This window comes from Thermoleptolyngbya sp. PKUAC-SCTB121 (assembly GCF_016919485.1).
Taxonomy (GTDB): Bacteria; Cyanobacteriota; Cyanobacteriia; order Elainellales; family Elainellaceae; genus Thermoleptolyngbya; species Thermoleptolyngbya sichuanensis.
Window position 1 is genome coordinate 189,939 of sequence record NZ_CP070366.1, and the last position, 21,392, is coordinate 211,330.

Below are 21,392 nucleotides of genomic sequence, written 5' to 3' on the forward strand. Positions count from 1 at the left end.
TGACTGGCTTCCAGGCTTGCGGCTTGACCTGAACCTCCTGAACCCTGATCCCTCCCTTTTATCCTCTAGACAATGGAGAACAGGACAATGTACGGTCAAACTGCTGTGGGAAGTGCCGCAAATTCGCCTTCTGGGGCGCGGATGTTTCGCTATGAAGTCGTGGGTCTGCGTCAGAGCCAAGAGACAGACAAGAATAACTACGCGATTCGCAACAGTGGCAGCGTCTTTTTCACAGTTCCTTATAACCGCATGAACGAAGAGATGCAGCGCATCCTGCGGATGGGCGGCAAGATTGTCAAGATCGAACCGCTGACGAGCGATTCATAAGCACGCGATCGCCCCTTTGGACGGAACGCGACACCCCCAGGTTCAGGAATGCTTGACGGAACATCGGAGACGCAGTTTGAGGAATCGACCGCTGTATCGGAAGCCACTGGCGCAGAAGCGCTGACGGTGGAGCAGGCGATCGCCAATCTTTCCCATCCCGACACCAGCTTGCGCTATTACGCAGCATGGTGGTTGGGGAAGTTTCGTGTGTCTGATCCGGCTGCTGTGGATGCGCTAATTGCAGCACTCCGCGACGAGTCCGATCGAACCGAACTGGGCGGCTACCCGCTGCGGCGGAATGCGGCCCGGGCCCTGGGGAAGCTGGGCGATTGCCGTGCCGTTCCGGGGCTGATGGAGTGTCTTGGCTGTGAGGACTTTTATGTGCGCGAGTCGGCGGCGCAGTCGTTAGGAATGCTGGGCGATGCGTCCTGCGTGCCCGCGCTGCTGGGCCTGTTGGCGGGCGGCGTAGCGGCGGCGATAAAGGTTCCGGGCCGGCCTCACCTGGCCCAGCCCTACGAAGCCATTCTAGAGGCGCTGGGCGCATTGGGGGCTGTGGAAGCCGTCGAGGTGATTCGTCCCTTTGTCGAGCATCCGCTCCAGCGGGTTCAATATTCGGCGGTGCGGGCGCTGTACCAGTTGACGGAAGACGCGGCCTACGGCGATCGCCTGGTGGCCGCGCTGCAAAGCGACGACATCAACCTGCGCCGCGTCGCCCTTTCGGATCTGGGTGCTGTGGGCTATTTGCCCGCCGCCGAGGCGATTGCCACTGCTGCCACCGAAAACAGCTTCAAGCTCTTTTCCCTGAAAGGGCTGCTGGAACGCGCCATGCGCCAGTCGCCCCACAGCCTCAGCGCCGATGCGGTCAAAGTGATGACGCTGATGGACGAGATGCTCTGAGCAGCCGCCAGGTTGGCCAGCCGCCAAATTGTCCGCCAAGTTATCAGATAGCAGAGTTGAATAGCGAAGTTGAAAAAGGCAGCGGGGAAGCAAGCCCCTACCCCTTTTCTCTCAACCCTGTGTCTTTTCACGCTGATCCTCTGTCGCTCCCCGCCTCTTTCCTGCTTTATTCATGTTCACCTCCCTTGCCACCCTTATTGCCGACATCGACCGGGCTGATTCCCCGGAACGGCTGATCGCGGCAGTGCAGGCCTTGGCGGCAGCGCGTCTGGAAGGGGGCATCCCAACGCTGATTCGAGCGCTGGGGTTCAACAATCCTGGCGCAGCGGTAACGGCTGTGAAGGGGCTGGTGCAGATGGGTGAAGCGGCGGTGATGCCTCTGTTGACGCTGCTGGATGACTATAACTACGGAGCGCGAGCCTACGCAATTCGGGCACTGGCGGCGATCGCCGATCCGCGTGCGCTGGATGTGCTGCTGTCGGCGGCCGAGGCGGACTTTGCTCCCAGTGTGCGCCGCGCGGCCACCAAGGGCGTAGGGCAGTTGCTCTGGCTCAAGCTGGCAGACTCCGAGCGGGCGATCGCCCAGTCCCGCACCTACGATACGCTCGTTCGCATCCTAGACGATGCTGACTGGTCGATCCGCTATGCGGCGATCGCCGGACTGCAAGCCCTAGGACAGTCCACACCCGACTTGCAGCCTCAGATTCTCGAAACACTGCGAACTCTCGCAGACTCGGATATTGCCGTGCAGGCGCGGGTTCAGTGGGCGATCGCTACGCTGCAATCTCCCCAGCCCGTTCCCAACAGCTTCCCTGGCTCCCAAACCCCAATCCCAAACCCCTAAACCTCTAACCACCATGTCAATTCCCCTGCTCGAAATCACACCCAAAACCCAGAACCAGCGCGTACCCGGCTACGATGTTCCCGACGAGGACGACGCTCGGATTTATCGCCTGACGGATGCCACCTCCGACACCGATGTCAACAACATCATCTGGGCCTGCTATCGCCAGATCTTGAGCGAGCATCTGATTTTGGAAAGCTATCGGCAGGAGTTTCTGGAATCGCAACTGCGGAACCGCGCCATTTCCGTGCGCGAGTTTATCCGAGGTCTGGGCAAATCGGAAGTCTATCGAGAGCAGATTGCCGAACTCAACTCCAACTATCGAGTGGTTGAGCTAACAGTGCAGCGCTTTTTGGGTCGCCCGTCCTACGGCAAACAGGAGCAAATCGCCTGGTCGATTGTGATTGCCACCAAAGGGCTGCATGGCTTTATTGATGCGGTGGTGGACAGCGACGAATATCGTTCCAACTTCGGCGACGACATTGTGCCCTATCAGCGCCGCCGCATGGAGGCACGACCGTTTAATCTGGTGAACCCGCGCTACAACGACTATTGGCGCGGTCGCCTGCTGGAGCGGGAAATGATGACCCGTTCTTACTACCAGGTGCGGCAGTATCAGGCGGGCGAACTGGATAAGAAAGTGGTGCGGCAAGCGATTCCGGCATCCTTCTTCATCATGGCAAAGGGTATCATCACGCCACAGCTTACGCCCCAGCGCGACGTGGCCCGCTCCACCTCCAGCGCCATCAAGGTGCCCGATATGAGCCGCGACGACAACGGCACCCCCAAGCCTACCGTCAAGCCTGTCGCCGCTCGGTTGCCCTACAGCTATATCCCGCCGCTGAAGAAGAATTAGGGTTTCGGTATCCGGTGTCAGGGGTTGGGGTTCAGGAATTTACTCACGTCCTGGCCCCTACATCTGGTTCCCAAACCCCTAACTCCTAAACTCTAACCTCTGGAAAACCATGAGCATTCCCCTTCTTGCATACAAACCTGCGTCTCAAAACCAGCGCGTGCCGGGTTATGAAGTCGGCAACGAGGACACCCCCTATATCTATCGCTTGGAAGACGCAGCCGATAACTCCGACATCGAGCAGCTAATTTGGGCGGCCTATCGCCAAGTGTTCAGCGAGCACGTCATTTTGAAAAGCAGCCGTCAGGGTGATCTGGAATCGCAGTTGAAGAACCGCTCGATTACAGTGCGGGACTTTATTCGCGGGCTGGCCAAGTCGGAAACCTACCGCAAGCTGGTGGTGGAAACCAATTCTAACTACCGGATTGTGGACATTACGCTGAAGCGCCTGCTGGGTCGTGCGTCCTACAACCAGGATGAGCAAATCGCCTGGTCGATTGTGATTGCCACCGAAGGCTTTGAGGGCTTTGTCGATCAACTGCTAGACAGCGACGAGTACAGCACTAACTTTGGTGACAACACGGTTCCCTACCAGCGGCGGCGCTATCGCGATCGCCCCTTTAACTTGGTGACTCCCCGCTATGGCGACTATTGGCGCGATCGCCTAGAAGCCGAGCGCTATAAGTGGGGTGACGTTCGCAACTTCCTCGAAATGGCGAAGGCCGTACAGCCAAAGCCGATGCAGTTTACCTCGGTGTCTACAGCAAATATCAAAATTCCCGATATGAGCCGCAGCAGCGCCACCGCAGGCGTGCCCGTGTCCATCAGCCCCTCGGCCAGCTTCCCCGTCCGCTAAAAGTCTGGCCTTCAGGCGTTGGCGGTTTGTGAAAGGCGGTTTGTGAAAACTGCGGATCAACCCTCAACGCCTGAAGCGCTGGAAACTGTTTAAGACACCTAAGGCACCTAAGGCGCATTAAGGCACGTTAGGATACGCGCTGATTTCCGTTCTAGATTGACCACCTCTTGCATAAGAGACTTGCATAGAAGATTGGATTTAGCCGTTCAGAGCTAATTTATGAAGCAAATCTTAAGAAGCCTGAAACTCTTGGCATGTGTGGCTTTGAGGTCATGTTTGCCCAGGAAAAGCGGTTTCTCGGAAATCCTTGATTAACAAGGCTTTCAGGCTCCTTTACAAATTAGCTCTCAAACTTGTCCGTTCAAACTTAGCCGTTCAACCATAGTTCGTGCAGTGATTCGCGCTAATTTTCTCAACTCTGGCTAAATCGTATTTTGAGATTGTTCTACTGTCGGGTTAGGGATTGGTTCGCAAAGATTGAAACCGGTGTGTTTTTTAGCTGACTGATTGTTTGATGAAGGGGCGATCGCCCGCATACTGTGCCCAATCGTTCCAGCTTACTCAGCCTGAATGCAACGCTATGCTCTGGTGCATTCGGGTTCCTGTAGAATCCCCGACCCCTGACTCTGTGCAAGAAGTCTCTTCACCTTTCAGATGTTGAAGGAGAAATCGAGATGACATTGCCTCTTTTAGACTACAAGCCAACCGCGCAAAACCAGCGGGTATCTAGCTTTGGCACGGTTGATACCAACGGCGACATTCTCTATATCTATCGGCTCGAAGACTCTCGTGCGGCGGATGAGGTGGACGAGTTGATCAACGCTGCCTATCGCCAGGTGTTTAACGAGCAAGAGCAGCTTCGGTTTAATCGCCAAATTGCGCTGGAAACCCAGCTCCGCAACCACTCCATTTCCGTGCGGGACTTCATTCGGGGGCTAGCCAAGTCGGAGCGATTCTATCGGCTGGTGGTGGAGCCAAACAACAACTATCGCCTGGTCGAAATGTGCCTGAAGCGGCTCCTTGGCCGTGCGCCCTACAGCAAAGACGAAGAAATCGCCTGGTCGATTGTGATCGCCACCAAGGGCTGGGGCGGCTTCGTGGATACGCTGATCGACAGCGACGAGTATGCCCAGGCCTTTGGCGACAACGTGGTGCCCTATCAGCGCAAACGGATGGGCGATCGCCCCTTCAGCTTTACCCCGCGCTATGGAGCCGCCTACCACGACAAGCTGCCGAAGCCCCGCCCCTACGTCCCTGCGGGTCGATTTGCCCTGATCTTTGACCAGCCTTTCGACCTGCAAGCCTTCCTCAAGACGGCCAACTGGGGGCGCGTGTCGATTGTTGTGCTGACGCTGGTGCTGATGCTGGTCGTGCTGGCGCTGGTGAGTTCGCTGCCCGGAGCCACCGGATAAGCTGGATTCCATTTGCAAAAAAGCCGATTGCAGATGGAGTCTAGAGGTTCAATCCACGGGATAATAAGCCAAAGACTGTCGTTAGACCGCTGGCTTGAACCATTTCAGACGTTCCATAAAACTGAAGGGAGATACTTGAATGGCGTTGCCGTTGCTTGAATACAAACCAACCACTCAGAACCAACGGGTTCGCAGCTTTGGCGCTGCTGACCAGAACGAGGACACTCCGTACATCTATCGTCTAGAAGACGCTGCGGACGATTCCGATATGCAGCAAGTCATCTGGGCGGCCTATCGTCAGGTGTTTAGCGAACATCAGATCCTCAAATTCAACCGGCAGCCCGCGCTGGAATCTCAGCTCAAAAACCGTGTGATCACCGTGCGCGACTTTGTGCGGGGGCTGGCGCTGTCTGAGCGCTTTTACAGCCAGGTTGTGAGCGTGAACGACAACTATCGCTTGGTGGACATTACGCTGCGCCGCCTGCTGGGTCGCAAAGCCTATAACCAAGACGAAACCATTGCCTGGTCAATCGTGATCGCCACCAAGGGCTTCGACGGTTTTGTGGATGCGCTGCTCGATAGCGAAGAATATACCAACGCCTTTGGGGACTATACCGTGCCCTATCAGCGCAAGCGCATGGGCAACCGCGATGAGGGTCGTCCTTTTAACCTGGTAACGCCGCGCTATGGCGAAGAGTTTCGCGACAAGGTGGGAACCACCAAGACCGACTGGCGCTTTGTGGTGGAGAAGTTCTACAGCCGCAAGTTCCAGGAGCGGATGCTGTCCGAGGGCGATCCCCGCAAGTATCGCGACATGGCCGCCGCTGTGGGGGCCAAGGGCAACTATGCTCAAACCCTCCGCGCCAACGATATCGACTACCTGAACAAGGTTCCCTATCGCGGTCGCCGCTAGTGGGGTTCAGGGATCACAGGTTGAAGATGAGCAGTGGGGCGATCGCCCTGTTGAACATCACGCCTTCCCGCTAACAAACCTCATCAGTGTGCCAACATCGCCAGAGCGCGATTTCCAGAATCCGGTTTTGCAAATCTTGAAGCTGCTCACAGACCGCGCTGCCTAAAGCGCCGCCCAGCGAGTGGTTTTGGGACTGGCAAAGCCGGATTTAGTTTTTGCGCCTTTGCTTCCAGGCCCCATCACGGCATAACGCTGAGCCAGCCAGATGGCGCTAAGCCAGCCGATGACGCTAAGCCAGCCAGCCTACGCGAGTCAGCGGCAAATTCCAGCGTGTCTCCGACTTTGGACGCAGCAGCGTTTGATAAAGCCCCATCTGATTCTGTTCAAAGCCGAGAGCAGAGCCAAGCAGATAGGCCCGCCAGAGTTGCAGATAGCGATGGGGCAGCGTTTCAGGCAGGGTGCTGGGCAAGCGGCCCGATTGCTCACTGTTTTCTAGCATTCGGTTCCGCATTGCGTCGCCCAAAAGCCGTTTTGCCTGAGCAGCAGCGTTTCGCAGATTGGCTTCCCAGCAGCGCAGGGTTTTGGCGTAGTGGAGTCGCCAGGCATCTACATCCACAATTTCCCAGCCTGCTGCTTCGGCCGCCGCCAGCAGTGTCGAAATCTGTAGCAGTTCGCCGTGGGGAAAGATGTAGCGGTTGATGAACCGTTCGCCCAGGCTGCTGCCGTTCCATTCGGTGCTGGCCGTGATGCCGTGGTTGAGGAATAGCCCCCCTGGTTTGAGCGATCGCCCAATTCGCTGAAAATAAACGGGCAGGTTCCTGCGACCCACATGTTCCACCATGCCCACGGACACGATCTTGTCAAATGTGGGCGTTTGCGGCAGGTCGCGATAGTCCATCAACTGCACCTGGAGGCGATCGCCCAGGCCCGCCTCTGCAATTTTTGCCTGGTTATAGTCCAATTGCGCCTGGCTGAGCGTGATGCCAACGCCGTGTACGCCGTATCGTTCCACCGCCCAGCGCAGCAGCGCCCCCCAGCCACAGCCAATATCCAGCAGCGTTTCCCCCGGCGACAGGCGCAGCTTGCGACAGATCAGGTCTAGCTTGGCTGCCTGCGCCTCGGCCAGCGACATCTGTTCTGTTTCAAAGTGGGCGCAGGAGTAGACCATGCGCGGGTCGAGCCAGAGCTGATAAAAGTCGTTGCCCATGTCGTAGTGGTGATGGATGGCGGCTCGGTCTTGTGCTGGGGTGTGGCGCGTCTTTTCGGAAGACAGGCTGGGCTGGGTTTTGAGGGAGGGCAGCGACAGGGCGGCGCGAGCGGCTTGCAGCGTGGTGAGGTTGAGCGGAATCGGGACTCGACCCAACTGCTGCATGGCCACGATCAGCGTTTCCAGATCGCCCACAAAATCACAGTCGCCGTTGAGATAGCCCTCTACCAGGATGAGCGGATCGCGGCGGGTCAGGAGCGATCGCACGATGCCAGGATGCCGAATCTGGAGGCTCACAGGCGGCGGATCGTCGGCATTGCAGTGAATCCAGAGTTGCTCACGTCCCCAAAAATCCAGGCAAAGGGGAACGGATAGCTGACTGAATGCTGCTTCTAGCCAGGTGCGGAGGGCGGGCGGCAGGGCGATCGCCCACTGTGGCGCTGCGGAAGCCTGAGACCGTTGCAATTCTGAAACAACCATCGGAGTGTCCTCCAGTTGAATCTGAGGCTAGTTATTCTAGGATAGTGTTTGCGTTGGGTCGGCTGCTTTGGCAGGCTCCGGGACGCAACACAACTGCAACACAACTGCAACACAACTTCAGAGACGGGTTCCAGAGACAGGTTTCGGGAGTCTTCGAGAACTCCGGGAACTCAACTCCCGGAACTCAACTCCGGGAACGAGTAGAGAAGCGTTTTATCGATCGAGTGCATGGCAGGACATAGTAAGTGGGCGAACATTAAGCGGCAAAAGGCTCGCGTGGATGCCGTCAAGGGCAAGACGTTCGCAAAAATTTCTCGACAAATTATCATTGCGGCGCGAAACGGCGTGCCCGATCCGGCGGGTAATTTTCAGCTCCGCACGGCGATTGAAAACGCCAAGGCAGCGGGCATCCCAAATGACAATATCGAGCGGGCGATCGCCAAAGGGTCTGGCAAGCTGGCAGGCGACAACCTGGAAGCCATTCGCTACGAGGGCTATGGCCCTGGCGGCATCGCCATCCTGATCGAAGCGCTGACCGACAACCGCAACCGCACCGCCGCCGACCTGCGGGCCGCCTTCAACAAGCGTGGCGGCAACTTGGGCGAGACGGGCTGTGTCGGCTGGATGTTTGAGCAAAAGGGAGTTGTGACCGTGAAGGCCCCGCCGCCCGCCAGCAAAAAGGAACTGCCTGTAATCGATGAGGATGACCTGCTGGAAGCCTCTCTGGAAGGTGGCGCAGAGTCCTATGAGCTAATTTCGCTAGAAGACGACATTCCCGGCGCGGAAGTCTTCACCGATCCGACCAACCTGGAAGCCCTGACCCAAGCCCTCAAAGACCGAGGCTATCTGGTCATCCAGGCAGAGCCGCGCTGGTTCCCAAACAACAGCGTCGAAGTCAGCGACCCCGCCCAAGCCTCTGATCTGCTGCGGCTGATGGATGCGCTGGAAGACCTGGACGATGTGCAGTCCGTCACGGCTAATTTTGAAATGTCGGACGAACTGATGTCGCTCAGCATGGCGTAGGAAGGAAGAAGGAAAAAGGAAGAAGGAAAAAGGAAGAATGAAAAACGAAGAACGAAAAACGAAAATTTTTCCCTCTTCTCTCTTCGTTCTTCTCTCTTCCCTCTTCCTCCTAGCTTCCTAGTAAAAAGTACGTCGTCATCTCGCCTTTGCCTTTGACCTCGATGGGGCCGCGCTTCTCGAACTGGAACTTGTCTTGCAGGCGTTCGTAGGTGGTGGCGCTGACCTGGATGCGGCCAGGCAACGAGAGCGACTCCATGCGGCTGGCGATGTTTACCGTGTCGCCCCAGAGGTCGTAGGTGAATTTCTTGATGCCGATGACCCCTGCGCCGACGGGGCCGGTGTTGATGCCGACGCGCATTTGCAGGGGGCCAAAGCTAGGGTGGATGTGGCTGATGTTGATCTGGGCGATCGCCTTTTGCATGTCCAGCGCCATCCGGGCGATCGCCTCTGCATGACCCGCCTGGGGCAAAGGTAGCCCGCCGACGACCATATAGGAATCGCCAATAGTTTTGATTTTCTCTAGACCGTGCAGTTCTGCAAGCTGGTCGAAGGTAGAAAAAATCTGGTTCAGCAGCGCCACCAGTTCTGCGGGGGAGAGCTTGGAGGAGAGTTCTGTAAAGTTCACCAAATCGGCAAACAGGACGGTGACTTCGGTGAAGTTATCGGCGATGGTTTGGGAGCCTTGCTTGAGCTGGTCGGCGATCGCCTTGGGCAACACGTTCAGCAGCAGCCGTTCAGATTTTTCCTGCTCTGCCTGGATGAGCTTCAGGTAGGACTGTTCCTGGTCGCGCAGCCGCTTTTTCTCCAGACACGCGCCGATTCGCGCCTTTAGCAGCGTCGGGTTAAACGGCTTAAACAGGTAATCTTCGGCCCCTAGTTCGATGCAGCGCACGACGCTCTCAATGTCATCCAGCGCCGAAATCATGATCACCGGAATATGGCGCAGGTCGGGGTCTTGCTTCAACTGCTCCAGCGTTTCGTAGCCGTTTAGCTCCGGCATCATCACGTCCAAAAGCACGAGGTCAAAGGGCTGCGATCGCATCTTGTCAATGGCTTCGCGCCCATTATTTGCCGTCACAATCGTATGCCCCTGGCGCTGGAGCCGCCGAGACAGCAAATCGCGGTTCATCTCGTTATCATCGACAACTAGCAGAACGCCTTGCTCAGGAGTCATTTCAGCGAGCCTTCCCCCAAAATCGCCTGAATTTTGCCTGTCAGCCGCGCAAAGTCTACAGGCTTCGTATCGTAATCATCACATCCCGCCTCTCGACACTTTTCCTGATCTCCCGCCATTGCGTGGGCTGTCAGGGCAATAATGGGAATTTCCTTCGTTTCCGATGCCGCCTTGAGGGTGCGCGTTGCCTCCCAGCCGTCCATCACGGGCAGGCTCATGTCCATCAGAATCAAGTCCGGACGCTCCGCCTGGGCCATTTCGACTCCTTGCGCTCCATCTGTTGCAATCAGCACCTCTGCGCCCCGCCGCAGCAGCCGCCGCGAGAGCATATCTCGGTTCATTTCGTTGTCTTCTACCAAGAGTATCTTAGGCATTTTTCAGATTCCCCTCCCATCATCTCTTTATCTCTCAATCCTGGCTGTCATGCGGATTGCTGGCAGGCCGCCACCAACTGACGAATTCTCACCAGCAGGTCTTCCTGGCTGTAGGCTCCTTTTTGCAGGATTTGTTCAACGTAGCCGCGCAGTCGAAACTGGTCTTCGGCCGTAATGTCTTTGGCGGTGATGATAATGACGGGGAGCGATCGCCATGCTTCGTGGCGCTGTAATTCTGCGACGAAACCAAAACCGTCCAGTTCCGGCATCATCAGATCCAGCAGGATTAGCTCTGGCTGGACGGTTTGCAGCTTTTCTAGGGCCACACGCCCGTTTTCGGCTTCGATCACCTGCCAGTGTTCTTTTTCCAAAAGCTGGCGCAGCAGGTCGCGGTTGGTGGGGTCGTCTTCTACCACCAGAATGGGGCAGGCAGGGCGAGCGCACTCATACTTTTTCAGCACCGAGAGCAACTGCTGGCGATCAATTGGCTTGATTAAATAGTCCGACGCACCCAGCGCATAGCCCATATTCTTGTTGTCCAGCATCGTCAGCATAATCACGGGAATATTGGCCAGGTCTGGATTGCTCTTAAACGCCGACAGCAGCATCCAGCCGTCCATCTTGGGCATCATCACGTCTAGCGTAATGGCGATGGGGCGGATGCTTTGCGCCAGAGTCAGCCCTTCTTCGGCGGTGAGGGCGCTGTGGACGGTGTAGCCTTCGCGGGCAAGCTGGCGGTGGAGCAGGTCGTGAATCGCCGGGTCGTCGTCGATCACCAGGATTGGGCGATCGGGGCGGGGCGGACTCTCTCCAAAATCCTCGCCCTCGTCAACCGATGCCATCTGATCTGCGTCCGCATCGGGCGCAGCGTCAGGATGATGAACGACCTGGGGCAGCGTCATGGTAAACGTACTGCCCTTGCCCAGGGTGCTGGTGACGGTGATATTGCCCTTCATCATCTGACAAAACCGCTGGGCGATCGCCAGCCCTAGCCCCGTGCCGCCATACTTGCGCGTGGTCGAAGCGTCTGCTTGGGTAAAGGCTTGGAACATCTTTTCCATCTGCGCTTCGGTCATGCCGATGCCCGTATCCGTCACCTGGAAGCAAATTACGGGTTGAGTTGTTTCGGGATGCAGTTGCTTTTCAACTGTGAGCGTAATGGTGCCGTTTTCGGTAAATTTGGCAGCGTTACTCAGCAGGTTCAGCAGATTTTGCCGCACCTTGGTCAGGTCGGCGTGCATGGTTTCTAGCTGGGGATCGGCGTGAACCACCAGGGTATTGTTGTTTTTGCTCACCAGCGGGCTGACCGTGTGGACGACCTCGCTGACTAGATCGGGCAGACAAAATTCTTCCAGATACAAATCCATCTTGCCTGCTTCGATCTTCGACAAATCCAGGATGTCGTTGATCAGGTTGAGCAGGTGTCGTCCGGCGGTGTGGATTTTCTGCAAATCGGGAACCAGATCCTCCTGTCCCAGGTCTTCTGCCTCTTCTTGCAGCATTTCGCTGTAGCCAATGATGGCGTTGAGCGGTGTGCGGAGTTCGTGGCTCATGTTGGCCAAAAACTGGCTCTTGGCGCGGTTTGCTTGCTCTGCTGTTTCCTTTTGCCGCAGCAGTTCCTCGGCCCGCTGGCGCTCGGTGATGTCGCGCAAGGTCAGGATGATGCTCTCCACCGCCGGATTATCCAGCAGGTTCGTGCCTACGGCCTCTAGCCGGGCCCAGGAGCCATCGATCCGGCGCAGTTGGATTTGAAAGGGCAATGTAATTCCGGGCTGGTGGACGGCGTGGCTGAGGGCGACGCGGGCGGTGGTGTGGTCGTCAGGATGGACGAACTCAAGCAGGGTCTTGCCGTATACATTTTGCGGGTCGTAGCCCAAGACGGCTTTGAGGGCGGGGCTGCTGTAGCGGATCTGGCCGTCGGCGCTGAGCAGCATGACGATATCGGACGTGTTTTCAATAATCGAGCGAAAATATTCTTCTCGGCGGTGCAGTTCAGCCTTGGCCTGGTGTAGCCCCTGTTCGCGATCGCGCACTTCCCCCACCATCCGCTGAAACACTCGCGCCAGCGTGCCCAGTTCGTCTTGGCGGATGGCTACGTCTGCCAGAGTTTCTGTGTCAAAGTCTTCTGTTTTCATGGCGGACTTGATCGCGTTGGCAGCATCGGTGAGGCGGGCGACGGGCTGCGTGACGCGCCGCGACAGGAGCAGCGACCCCAACAGTCCGGCGGCCATGATGCCCGTTGAGGCCAGGGCAACATGATACAGATCGCGCTGGAGGGCGCTGCGAACGGAATCGGTGGATAGATAGACTAGCGTTGCCCCCTGAATCCAGTTGGCGTTGCCCCGAATCGGCACGGCGACCTTGAGCAGGTTTTCGTCTAGGTAGGTTTTGGATTGTCCAGTCTCTAAAACGTGCAGCAGCTTGGCGCGATCGCCCGCCGACAGACTGACAATATTGCCGTTGCTGGAGGTGACGCTGCGGGCCAGGCTGTTGAGCTGGCGATCGACAATCCGAATACCCACTATCGCATCGCCATCCACCAGTTCATTGGTCAGGCGCTCCAGCCCAATCTGCTGGGGCAGGGTTTTAAGGATTTCGGCATCGTGCCCGATTTGCACAATACGGGGCTGATCGACCCCCGCCACGGCGACATACTTGAAGATTTTGCCGTCGGTATCCCTCGCTCGCGCATCCACATCGACCGTGGCCGCCCCCCCCATCAGCAAGGACTGAAAGCTGAGCGCCTGGGGTTGCTGGCTGCCCAGGGCAGACTGGTTTTGGTATTCCACCCTGCCCTCACGATCGGTAATCCAAAATTCGTCGATTGCTGTGGTCTTGGCCAGGTCTTCTAGCTGCTGATTGATTTCAGCGGGGCTGAGGTTGGCTTGCTGGGCGATCGCCACCAGCCGTGCGGTGAGGGCCGCCTGGGCCAGCATTTGGTCGCCCATCATCGTGTCTACATCGGCGGGAACCTGGTTGGCAAATCGCGACATTCGCGCCAAAAACTCCGCAATCAGTAACCCATTGGACTCCGTTTGCGCCAGGATCGACTGGCGAGTCCCCCAGGACAAAACGCCCGTTGTGACTGCGACCGTCGCCGCCAGCAGCGAGGTCACCATTAGCAAGATGCGGAGTTGGAGCTTCATAGCGCACTCGACAAATGAAGGAGGACAGCGTCGCGAATCTGGGTGAGAAAATCGCCCAAAGACCCCGCATCAGGCTGATCATGCTGAAGAAACTGCTCTAGCCGATCATTCAGCCGGGATTGGTCGGCCGGGCTGAGGTCGCGGGTGAGCAGGCTGATCACCGGGGGAACGCGCCCGCTCATTGTTCGCAGCGGGTAAACATGCTGAAACCCCTCTTTGGCCAGCACCAGCAAGTCCACCAGCAGCACATCCGGCAGCAGCGCATCCACGGCTGAGGATGATTTTGGACTGGGGTGGGGCAGGGTGTCTTGGGGGCGATCGCCCTCCGTCACGCGCCAGCCCGCCCGCTCTAGCACCTGTCGCAGGATGGAGCGCGTGGCCCGGTCTTGATGCACCAGCAGCGCTCGATTGCCCCCCTTAAGCTGTGGCGCTTGGTAGGTTTGCAGCAGGGCCGTCAGTCGGGAAAAGTCTGCGGGCCGGGTGAACTGGTCGGCAATGCCCAACACCAGGCCGTTGGGCGCATGAAGTCCGGCGGGGAGTTCGGCTGGGGGTGTGGCGGTCAGCATAACGGGAACCCCTGCCAGCAGCGGGTCGGCCTTGAGGGTCGCCAGCACGGTCCAGCTATCCAGCGCGGGCATCAGCACATCCAGCACAATCAGATCTGGCTGTAGCTCCTGCGCTAGCCGCAGCCCTTCCTGCCCACACCAGGCAGTGACCACGCGATAGCCCTCTTGGTTCAGGCTTTGCACCATCCAGTCGCGGATGCTCCGGTCGTCGTCGATGATCAGCACCAGCGGGCGATCGCGCGTCGAGGGTTCCTGCGGCTGATAGACCGGGGGAAAGCGGGCGGGGCGATCGCTACTGACCAGAGGCAGCCGCAGCGTAAACGTAGACCCATGCTCTGGCTCACTCTCCACAGAGATCGTGCCGCCCAGCATCTCGCAATAGCGATAGCTAATCGACAATCCCAGCCCCGTCCCGCCATAGCGTCGGGTAGAGGACTCGTCGCCCTGAGCAAACGGCTGAAAAATCTTCTCGCGCTGCAATGGAGCAATCCCAATCCCCGTATCGCTCACCCGAAACTCTACAAACGCTCCGCCGGGGACAGGGAACGCTGCCTCTGCCGCAAATTTCTCTCCGTCCTCCCAGCCTGCCGCCTCCAGCCCCTTCACCGCCACCGTCAGCGTAATGGAACCCTGTTCTGTGAACTTGGCGGCATTGCTCAGCAGGTTGACCAAAATCTGCCGCACTTTCGACAGGTCGCTGTACATTGTGCCCAGATGATCGGAACACTGCACTTGCAGTGTGTTGCCATGCTCCAGAACCAGCGGACGCACCGTGTTTACCACTTCTTGCAGCAGTGGGTTCAGCACCACCGTCTCCAGATCCAACGACACCGTGCCTGCCTCCAGCGCGGAAATATCGAGGATATCGTTGATGATGCTCAGCAGGTGTTGCCCAGAGGTACGGATTTTCCGCAAATCAGGAATCAGATGGGTGATTCCTTCAGCCTGCAAATCTTCCTGCACAATTTCGCTGTAGCCGATGATGGCGTTCAGCGGCGTTCGCAGTTCGTGGCTCATGTTGGCTAGAAACACGCTCTTGGCGCGGTTGGCGGCTTCGGCCGACTCTTTTTCTGCCTTGAGCTGCCGCAGGTAAGATTGCTCTTGGTCGCGGAGCCACTTGCGCTCTAGGCAGGCTCCCGTCCTCGCTTGCAGCAGCACTGCGTTCAGCGGTTTGAGCAGATAATCTTCGGCTCCCAGTTCGATGCAGCGCACCACGCTATCCAAGTCATCGGCGGCAGAAATCATAATCACCGGAATGCTCTGAAGCGCCGGGTCCGCCTTCATCTTTTCCAGGGTTTGCACGCCGCTGAGGCCCGGCATGATGATATCCAGCAGCACCAGGTCAAACGGCTGGTTTTTCAGCAGTTCTAGCCCTTCTTGTCCGCTTTCTACGGTTGTCACCGAGGCCACCCGATCGCTGAGGCGACGAGCCACCAGTAGGCGCGTTACTGCTTCATCATCAATGACCAGTACCGATCCCCAGCCTAACTTCATAGGGAAACCTCCCGAACCCTGGTGGGACAGTGGCGAATGCAGGTTAACACCAGATCATGGACTTCGTGCAGCAGTTCGTCGCGGCTGTAGGTGCCCTTTTGCAAGATTTGCTCTACATAGCCATTGAGCCGCAGATGGTCGGACGGGGTGAGGTCGAGGGCTGTGACGACGATGATCGGGAGCGATCGCCATTCGGGATTCTCTCGCACCGCGCTGATGAACTGAAAGCCATCCATCTCTGGCATCATCAGGTCGAGCAAGACCAAATCGGGGCGCTGTTGTTGGAGAACCTGTAACCCTACGCACCCGTTCTCGGCCTCAGCGACCTGCCAGTGTTCCCGCTCCAGCATTCGGCGAAACATCTGGCGGATGTCGGAGTCGTCTTCGACCACCAGCACCCGACGGGTTTGCGCCGCATCCCCTGAGCTATTGGACTGGAACTTTTGCAGCAGGTGGGTAAGCCGCTGATAGTCAATAGGCTTGGTGAGATAATCCGCTGCACCCAGCGCAAAGCCCCGGTTTTTGTCGTCCACAATTGTCATCACGACGACAGGAATTTCAGCCAGGTCGGGATCGGCTTTGAAAGCCGACAGCACGCTCCAGCCGTTTGTGTCGGGCATCAGCACGTCTAGCGTGATGGCATCGGGGCGAATCTGGCGGGCAAGATGCAAGCCTTCTGTGCCGTTGGCGGCCGTTTCTACCCGAAAGCCTTCTTTGGTGAGATAGCGCTGCACTAGGTCGCGCACGGCGGGGTCGTCGTCGATCACTAGCACGGTTCTGCGCTTCCCGCAGGGATCGCTTTGCAAATCGCCCAAGTTAGAGGAGGGGTTGTCGCAGGACGGGCGATACTGCTCCGCAAGAGTGCTGCGATCGCCCTTCTGAGGAGTCTCCTGATCCGTGTCAGCAGCAGGGGTCAGAGCGGGCAGCGCTTCAATCTGCTTGGGATCGACCACCCGCATCGGCAGCCAGATCGTGAAGGTGCTGCCCTTGCCCACCTCGCTCGACACCGTGATGTCGCCGCCCATCATCTGGCAAAAGCGGCGGCTGATGGCCAGTCCTAGCCCCGTGCCGCCATATTTCCGCGTAGTCGAAGCGTCCGCCTGGGTAAAGGCCTGGAACACCTTCGCCATCTGCTCGACCGTCATGCCAATGCCCGTGTCGGACACCCGAAACAGGAGGAAGGGGGCAGGCGCAAGGCTGAGCGGCGCGTCGGGGTTCTCGTAGGCAGGGCTAGTGACTTCGCGCGTTTCGACCGTGAGGGTGACCGTGCCGTTTTCAGTGAATTTAGCAGCGTTGCTGAGCAGGTTAAACAGTGACTGGCGCACCTTGGTCAGGTCGGCGTGCATGGTGCCCAGGCCGTCGGGGCAGTGAATCGAGAAGGTATTGTGGTTTTTGGCTATCAGTGGCTCGATGGTCGCCTGCACCTCCAGCAAAAGCAACTCTGGCTCGAAGGTTTCCAGGTACAGCTCCATGCGCCCCGCCTCGATCTTGGAAATGTCGAGGATGTCGTTGATCAGCGCCAGCAAGTGCTGCCCTGCACCGCGAATTTTTTCCAGATCGGGCACGATGTCGCCATAGCCAAAGTCGTGGGCATCTTCTTGCAGCATTTCGCTGTAGCCGATGATGGCATTCAGCGGAGTGCGTAGCTCGTGGCTCATGTTGGCAAGGAACTGGCTCTTGGCGCGGTTGGCCTCTTCGGCGGCTTCTTTGCCCCTGCGGAGGGCTTCTTCCGCCGCTTTGCGATCGCTAATATCCCGCTGCACCGAGATCCAGTGGGTATATTCGCCGCCTTTGTCGGCAATGGGAACCATCTCGATTTCCACCCAAAACTCGGAGCCGTCCTTGCGATAGTTAATTAGCTCTAGCTGAACCGATTTCCACTGCGCTAGGTCGGCCCGCGCCCGTGCCACTGTCTCTCGGTCAGTGTTTGCCCCCTGGAACATGGCAGGATTTTTGCCGATGACCTCCTCTGGCGCGTAGCCCGTCATGCAGGCAAAGGCTTCGTTGACGTAGACGATCTTGAGGTGGGCCGGGTCGCCCGCCTCCGTGATCATCACCGCGTCATTGGTGTTCACCACGACCGACTCCAGCAGACGCAGGCGCTCCTCGGTCTGCTTGCGCTCGGTGATGTCAAACAGCACGCCATCCAGACACAGCATGGTGTCGCTGTCAAACACGCCCTGTCCTTTTTCGTAGACCCAACGGATGCTGCCGTCTTTGTGCTGGATGGGATATTCCAAAACGTAGGGTTGCTTTTGGGCGATCGCCTGTTCCACCGTCTGGGCAATGATCAGTTGATACTCCGGCGGAGTAATGTCATTTATGCTCAGCCGTCGATTGCCGATGAACTCCTCTGGCTCATAGCCCGTCAGGTTGCGAATTGGATCGCTAATGTATTCCATCGTCCAGTGTTCATCGCAGGCGCAGCGATAGACCACGCCCGGAATATTGTTCACTAGGGAGCTAAAGCGGGCTTCTCGTTCGCGCAGGGCCGCATCGGCCTGGTAGCGAGCGGTAATATCCTGCACAATACACACCAGCCCGCCATCGTCTAGCGCTGTGAGAAATACCTCCTGGGGAAAGGTGCTGCCATCTTTGCGGGTACCGATTGCTTCGCCGCGCCACTGCCCCGTCTGGGCAAACTCCGGCATGATCTCCTGCTGAAATCTGGCTAACTCCTTGGATTGATAGAGCATAGTCCAGGATTGACCGATGAGTTCTGCTGGGTCGTCATAGCCATAGATGGTGGCGTGGGCGCTGTTGAGATAGAGAAATTCGCCTGCTGCGTTGAGGATGCCCACGCCTGTAGCAGATGCCTCGATTGCTGCCAGTTGTCGCTTCAGGGTTTCTTCAGCCTGCTTGCGCTGGGTGATGTCTTCGATTGTGCCTTCGTAATACAGCAGGTTGCCCTGCTCATCTCGAACGGCGATCGCATTTTCAGAAATCCAGATAATCTCTCCATCCTGGCGATAAACCTGGGACTCAAAATCCTCCACTGCGCCGTGGGCTGCCATCTGGTCGATAAAATCCTGCCGCCGAGTGGGGTCTACGTATAGCTGATGCTCGATGTCTTGCAGCGCCTCCATTAGCGCCTCGACAGACTCGTAGCCATAGATTTTCGCCAAGGCGGGGTTGGCGCTGAGATAGCGGCCGTCGGCTGTAGTTTGGAAGATGCCCGTGACCGCGTTTTCAAAGATGCTGCGGTATTTCTCTTCGGCGGCCCGCAGGCGGCGTTCGCTCTCGGCTAGAGCCAGTTCCGACCGTTTGCGCTCAGTGATGTCCATCGTCACGCCGACCAGCCGCGTGGGGTTGCCCTCGGCATCGCGCAGCACCCGACCACGGCTGGCGATCCAGCGCAGACTACCGTCCCGCAAAAGGACGCGATATTCTGGCGCGTAGTCTGCCCCGTCTTGGAGCGATCGCGCTTGGGCTTCGTTCACCCTGTCGCGGTCTTCAGGATGGATAAATTCAAAGAAGTCGGCATAGGTTCGGGTAAACTGTCCGGCTTCTAAGCCAAAAATGCGCTCTGCTTCTTCTGACCAGTTTTCCTCCCCTGTGAGGACGTTCCAATCCCACGCGCCCATCTTGGCCGCACTCAGCGCCATTCGTTGCAGTTCCTCGCTCTGGCGTAGCGCCTCCTCCGACAGCCGAATTTTGATAAACTGCCCCACTTGGCTGCCAATCGTCGTCATGACCTTGAGCAGGTCGGCATCGGGCCTTTGTGCCTCGCGGCTGAGGAAACACATCACGCCCAACACCTCGTCTCCATTCAAAATGGGGAACCCCAACCAACTCCGCAACCCCAGTGCTTCGATCACAGATCGGCGAATGGCTCTTTGCAAAAAGAAATCATCACTAAGGATATCAACCAGCCAAAGCGACTCGCGGCTTGTGGCGACCTGTCCGATGATGCCTTCGCTTTCGGCAATGGGGCGTTTCCATAAGTCTGACTCAAGCTGGACTGCGTCTAGCTGTGGGCAATGCCAGCCTGCCACATAGGCCAGTGTTTTGGTTTCTGGGTCGAGGCGGCGCAGTTCACCTACGTCCCAGCGGAAGCTTTCGCAGATCGTCTGTAGGATTTGGGGTGCAGATTCTTCCAGGGTGGTGGCTTCCGACAGGATGCGGGTGAGGGCGTGTTGGGTGGCGAGGCGAGTCTGCGATCGCCGCTGGCTGACCAAATTGCGGGCAAGCGAGATGAACACATAGAACACTGTCCCCAGCACCAGCAGCGCAAACGCTTCAACGGTGTAAATCTTGCGGGCAAACCTCTGAATTCGCCGCTCCAGCAGGCGATCGAGCTGGGCGGAGGTGTCTTGCCAGAAGGCATGGCTGGCGGTGAGCATTTCAGTTGCGGCAGCCTCGTACGCCACGGGATCATACGCCGTGGGCTGCACCTGCACGGTTTTGGACTGGGCAATAGCCTGCCTCAGCGCTGCCAGAAACCGATCGGTCTGTTGGGTTAGCGTCTGCATCGGCGCTTCCAGGGGAATTTGCAGCGCAGGGTTGTTGTGAATGGCCGTGTTCAGGCTGGTGCGGCTGTCTTGCACGATCTCCTGGAGCCGACCCATCAGCACGAGCAGGCGGCCCTTTTCTTCCGACGAGAGCGATCGCCGCTGCACAACCAACTCCCCAAGCTGCTGCACTTGCGCCATCAGGTCTTGAGCGCTGGGCAACTTGAGCAGAGCCAAATCCATCAGGTAATAGCTATCCAGAGCTGGATCAAGAATCAGTTTAGAAACGTCGCCTACCTGGGAGATCAGCCCGCGCACCTGAGCAATCAGATCGGTATACCGAGTTTGCACCTCGTCGGGAGGGAGGGGCGTGCCCGTCGCGTCTACCCCAGTCCGAAGCGCGTCCCAGCTTTGCACCAATGCCCTATAGCGCTCTGGGGTCTGGAGGCGCTGCCCAAACTGCTGTTCAACCGCTTGCAGTTGTGCCAGATCTAGGTCGATCTGACTCTGAAACGCTTCCTGTAACTGGGTTAACGCCTCCAAGGACGAGTCTTGGGCTGTCTGCTGGGCCAGTCGTCGTCCCTGAGGCAAGTCCAGCATCAACTGCTCTAGGGGGCGCAGGTAGGCGTTGCCGAAAATTTCATATTGAGCAAAGTTAATTCGCTGGTTGACTTCCGCCACCAGTTGGTAGACCACCATTGCAAACGGCAGGATAAAAATTAGCAGCAGCGCCACTAAGTTAATCCGCTCGGTGGTGCGGTTTTGCCCAAGGTTCTCCATATCCACCCTCTTTGGTGTGTGCTGGGGTTAGGTGCTAAAGGCGAGAGGCTGAGTTGAGACTAAGAGTTGAGACTAAAAGCCAGACTGCATTCATTCAGGATTGCCGAACTTGCGAGACTTTTCTATACGCGCTCTGCGACGCGAACAATCCAACCCTCTGCAAGGGCTGGTGTGAGCCTTTGAGGATGCTAAATGAGGATGCTCAAACGGTAAAAACTGAAGGTTTTACGGTTTGGCTTGGCGTTCGGTGCTAAATTCGGTTTAACCCAATGGCTTTCTTTTGGCTCTCTTTACTAATTCCCTGATTCGCTTCAAAAATCGAGATTCGGTCTGCGATTGATTTGGTTGGATTTCGTCTGGCTTTGATGGTCAGGGGTAGACGCTGGGATAAAGCCGTGCCTGAAGGCCGGGCGATCGCCCCTAGTAGTTTTCTATTCCCCAAAAGCCTTCATTTCGCAACAGCAGTGCCGTTAAAGCTGCTTTTTCAGTAAAAATGCGTGAATGCGGTAGATGAAGTTCTGTATTTACCCAAAGTTGCAGCGAGACTGTCTCTGGGCTTAATTTTAGAGTGCCCGAAATCTCAGTATTCTCGACT

Annotated in this window: 14 protein-coding genes; 8 read left to right on the plus strand and 6 right to left on the minus strand. The window is 57.5% G+C overall.

Translation table 11 applies throughout. The features are described 5' to 3' along the window. Positions 1 to 87: 87 nt before the first annotated feature. The 7 genes from JTM80_RS00780 to JTM80_RS00810 all read left to right on the plus strand — a co-directional run bounded on the left by JTM80_RS00780 (position 88) and on the right by JTM80_RS00810 (position 6,102). Complete coding sequence (locus tag JTM80_RS00780) at positions 88 to 327, plus strand: phycobilisome linker polypeptide (RefSeq protein ID WP_068510401.1); 240 nt, start codon at positions 88 to 90, stop codon at positions 325 to 327. Positions 328 to 375: 48 nt separating this feature from the next. Then, positions 376 to 1,224 carry a HEAT repeat domain-containing protein gene (locus JTM80_RS00785; protein WP_172353716.1) on the plus strand — a complete coding sequence of 283 codons (849 nt, stop codon included), beginning with the start codon at positions 376 to 378 and terminating at the stop codon, positions 1,222 to 1,224. A gap of 172 nt (positions 1,225 to 1,396) precedes the next feature. Next, a complete protein-coding gene (locus tag JTM80_RS00790) occupies positions 1,397 to 2,068 on the plus strand; it encodes a HEAT repeat domain-containing protein (protein WP_205370384.1) in 672 nt (223 codons plus the stop codon). Positions 2,069 to 2,081: 13 nt separating this feature from the next. Next, on the plus strand, positions 2,082 to 2,924 hold the full coding sequence (locus JTM80_RS00795; RefSeq protein ID WP_205370386.1) for a phycobilisome rod-core linker polypeptide: 843 nt from the start codon (positions 2,082 to 2,084) through the stop codon (positions 2,922 to 2,924). Positions 2,925 to 3,033: 109 nt separating this feature from the next. Further along, positions 3,034 to 3,777, plus strand: coding sequence for a phycobilisome rod-core linker polypeptide (locus tag JTM80_RS00800; protein WP_172353719.1), 744 nt, complete (start codon positions 3,034 to 3,036; stop codon positions 3,775 to 3,777). Positions 3,778 to 4,451: 674 nt separating this feature from the next. Beyond that, the gene (locus JTM80_RS00805; protein ID WP_172353720.1) at positions 4,452 to 5,189 is read left to right on the plus strand and encodes a phycobilisome rod-core linker polypeptide; all 738 of its coding nucleotides are present in this window, start codon (positions 4,452 to 4,454) and stop codon (positions 5,187 to 5,189) included. 139 nt (positions 5,190 to 5,328) lie between these two features. Then, positions 5,329 to 6,102: a phycobilisome rod-core linker polypeptide gene (locus JTM80_RS00810; protein WP_068510393.1), complete on the plus strand. Its 774-nt coding sequence runs from the start codon at positions 5,329 to 5,331 to the stop codon at positions 6,100 to 6,102. Between the two features lie 289 nt (positions 6,103 to 6,391). On the opposite strand, the gene JTM80_RS00815 is transcribed toward JTM80_RS00810, so the two are convergent. After that, complete coding sequence (locus tag JTM80_RS00815; RefSeq protein WP_205370388.1) at positions 6,392 to 7,789, minus strand: class I SAM-dependent methyltransferase; 1,398 nt, start codon at positions 7,787 to 7,789, stop codon at positions 6,392 to 6,394. Positions 7,790 to 8,017: 228 nt separating this feature from the next. Between JTM80_RS00815 and JTM80_RS00820 the strand changes: the two genes are divergently transcribed. Further along, the gene (locus tag JTM80_RS00820; protein ID WP_172353722.1) at positions 8,018 to 8,812 is read left to right on the plus strand and encodes a YebC/PmpR family DNA-binding transcriptional regulator; all 795 of its coding nucleotides are present in this window, start codon (positions 8,018 to 8,020) and stop codon (positions 8,810 to 8,812) included. A gap of 109 nt (positions 8,813 to 8,921) precedes the next feature. Here the strand turns inward: JTM80_RS00820 and JTM80_RS23400 are convergent, their stop codons facing one another. The 5 genes from JTM80_RS23400 to JTM80_RS23555 are packed head-to-tail and all read right to left on the minus strand — an operon-like array spanning position 8,922 to position 20,797. Then, the gene (locus tag JTM80_RS23400; protein WP_172353723.1) at positions 8,922 to 9,986 is read right to left on the minus strand and encodes an adenylate/guanylate cyclase domain-containing protein; all 1,065 of its coding nucleotides are present in this window, start codon (positions 9,984 to 9,986) and stop codon (positions 8,922 to 8,924) included. Beyond that, on the minus strand, positions 9,983 to 10,360 hold the full coding sequence (locus JTM80_RS00830; protein ID WP_172353724.1) for a response regulator: 378 nt from the start codon (positions 10,358 to 10,360) through the stop codon (positions 9,983 to 9,985). Before JTM80_RS00830 ends, JTM80_RS23400 begins: the two co-directional genes overlap by 4 nt. Before the next feature lie 47 nt (positions 10,361 to 10,407). Further along, on the minus strand, positions 10,408 to 13,506 hold the full coding sequence (locus tag JTM80_RS00835; RefSeq protein WP_172353725.1) for a response regulator: 3,099 nt from the start codon (positions 13,504 to 13,506) through the stop codon (positions 10,408 to 10,410). After that, positions 13,503 to 15,566, minus strand: coding sequence for a response regulator (locus JTM80_RS00840; protein WP_205370390.1), 2,064 nt, complete (start codon positions 15,564 to 15,566; stop codon positions 13,503 to 13,505). Before JTM80_RS00840 ends, JTM80_RS00835 begins: the two co-directional genes overlap by 4 nt. Continuing rightward, entirely contained in the window at positions 15,563 to 20,797 is a 5,235-nt protein-coding gene (locus tag JTM80_RS23555) for a PAS domain S-box protein (protein ID WP_255548852.1), read from the minus strand. The genes JTM80_RS00840 and JTM80_RS23555 overlap by 4 nt, the downstream gene beginning before the upstream one ends. Positions 20,798 to 21,392 lie beyond the last annotated feature (595 nt).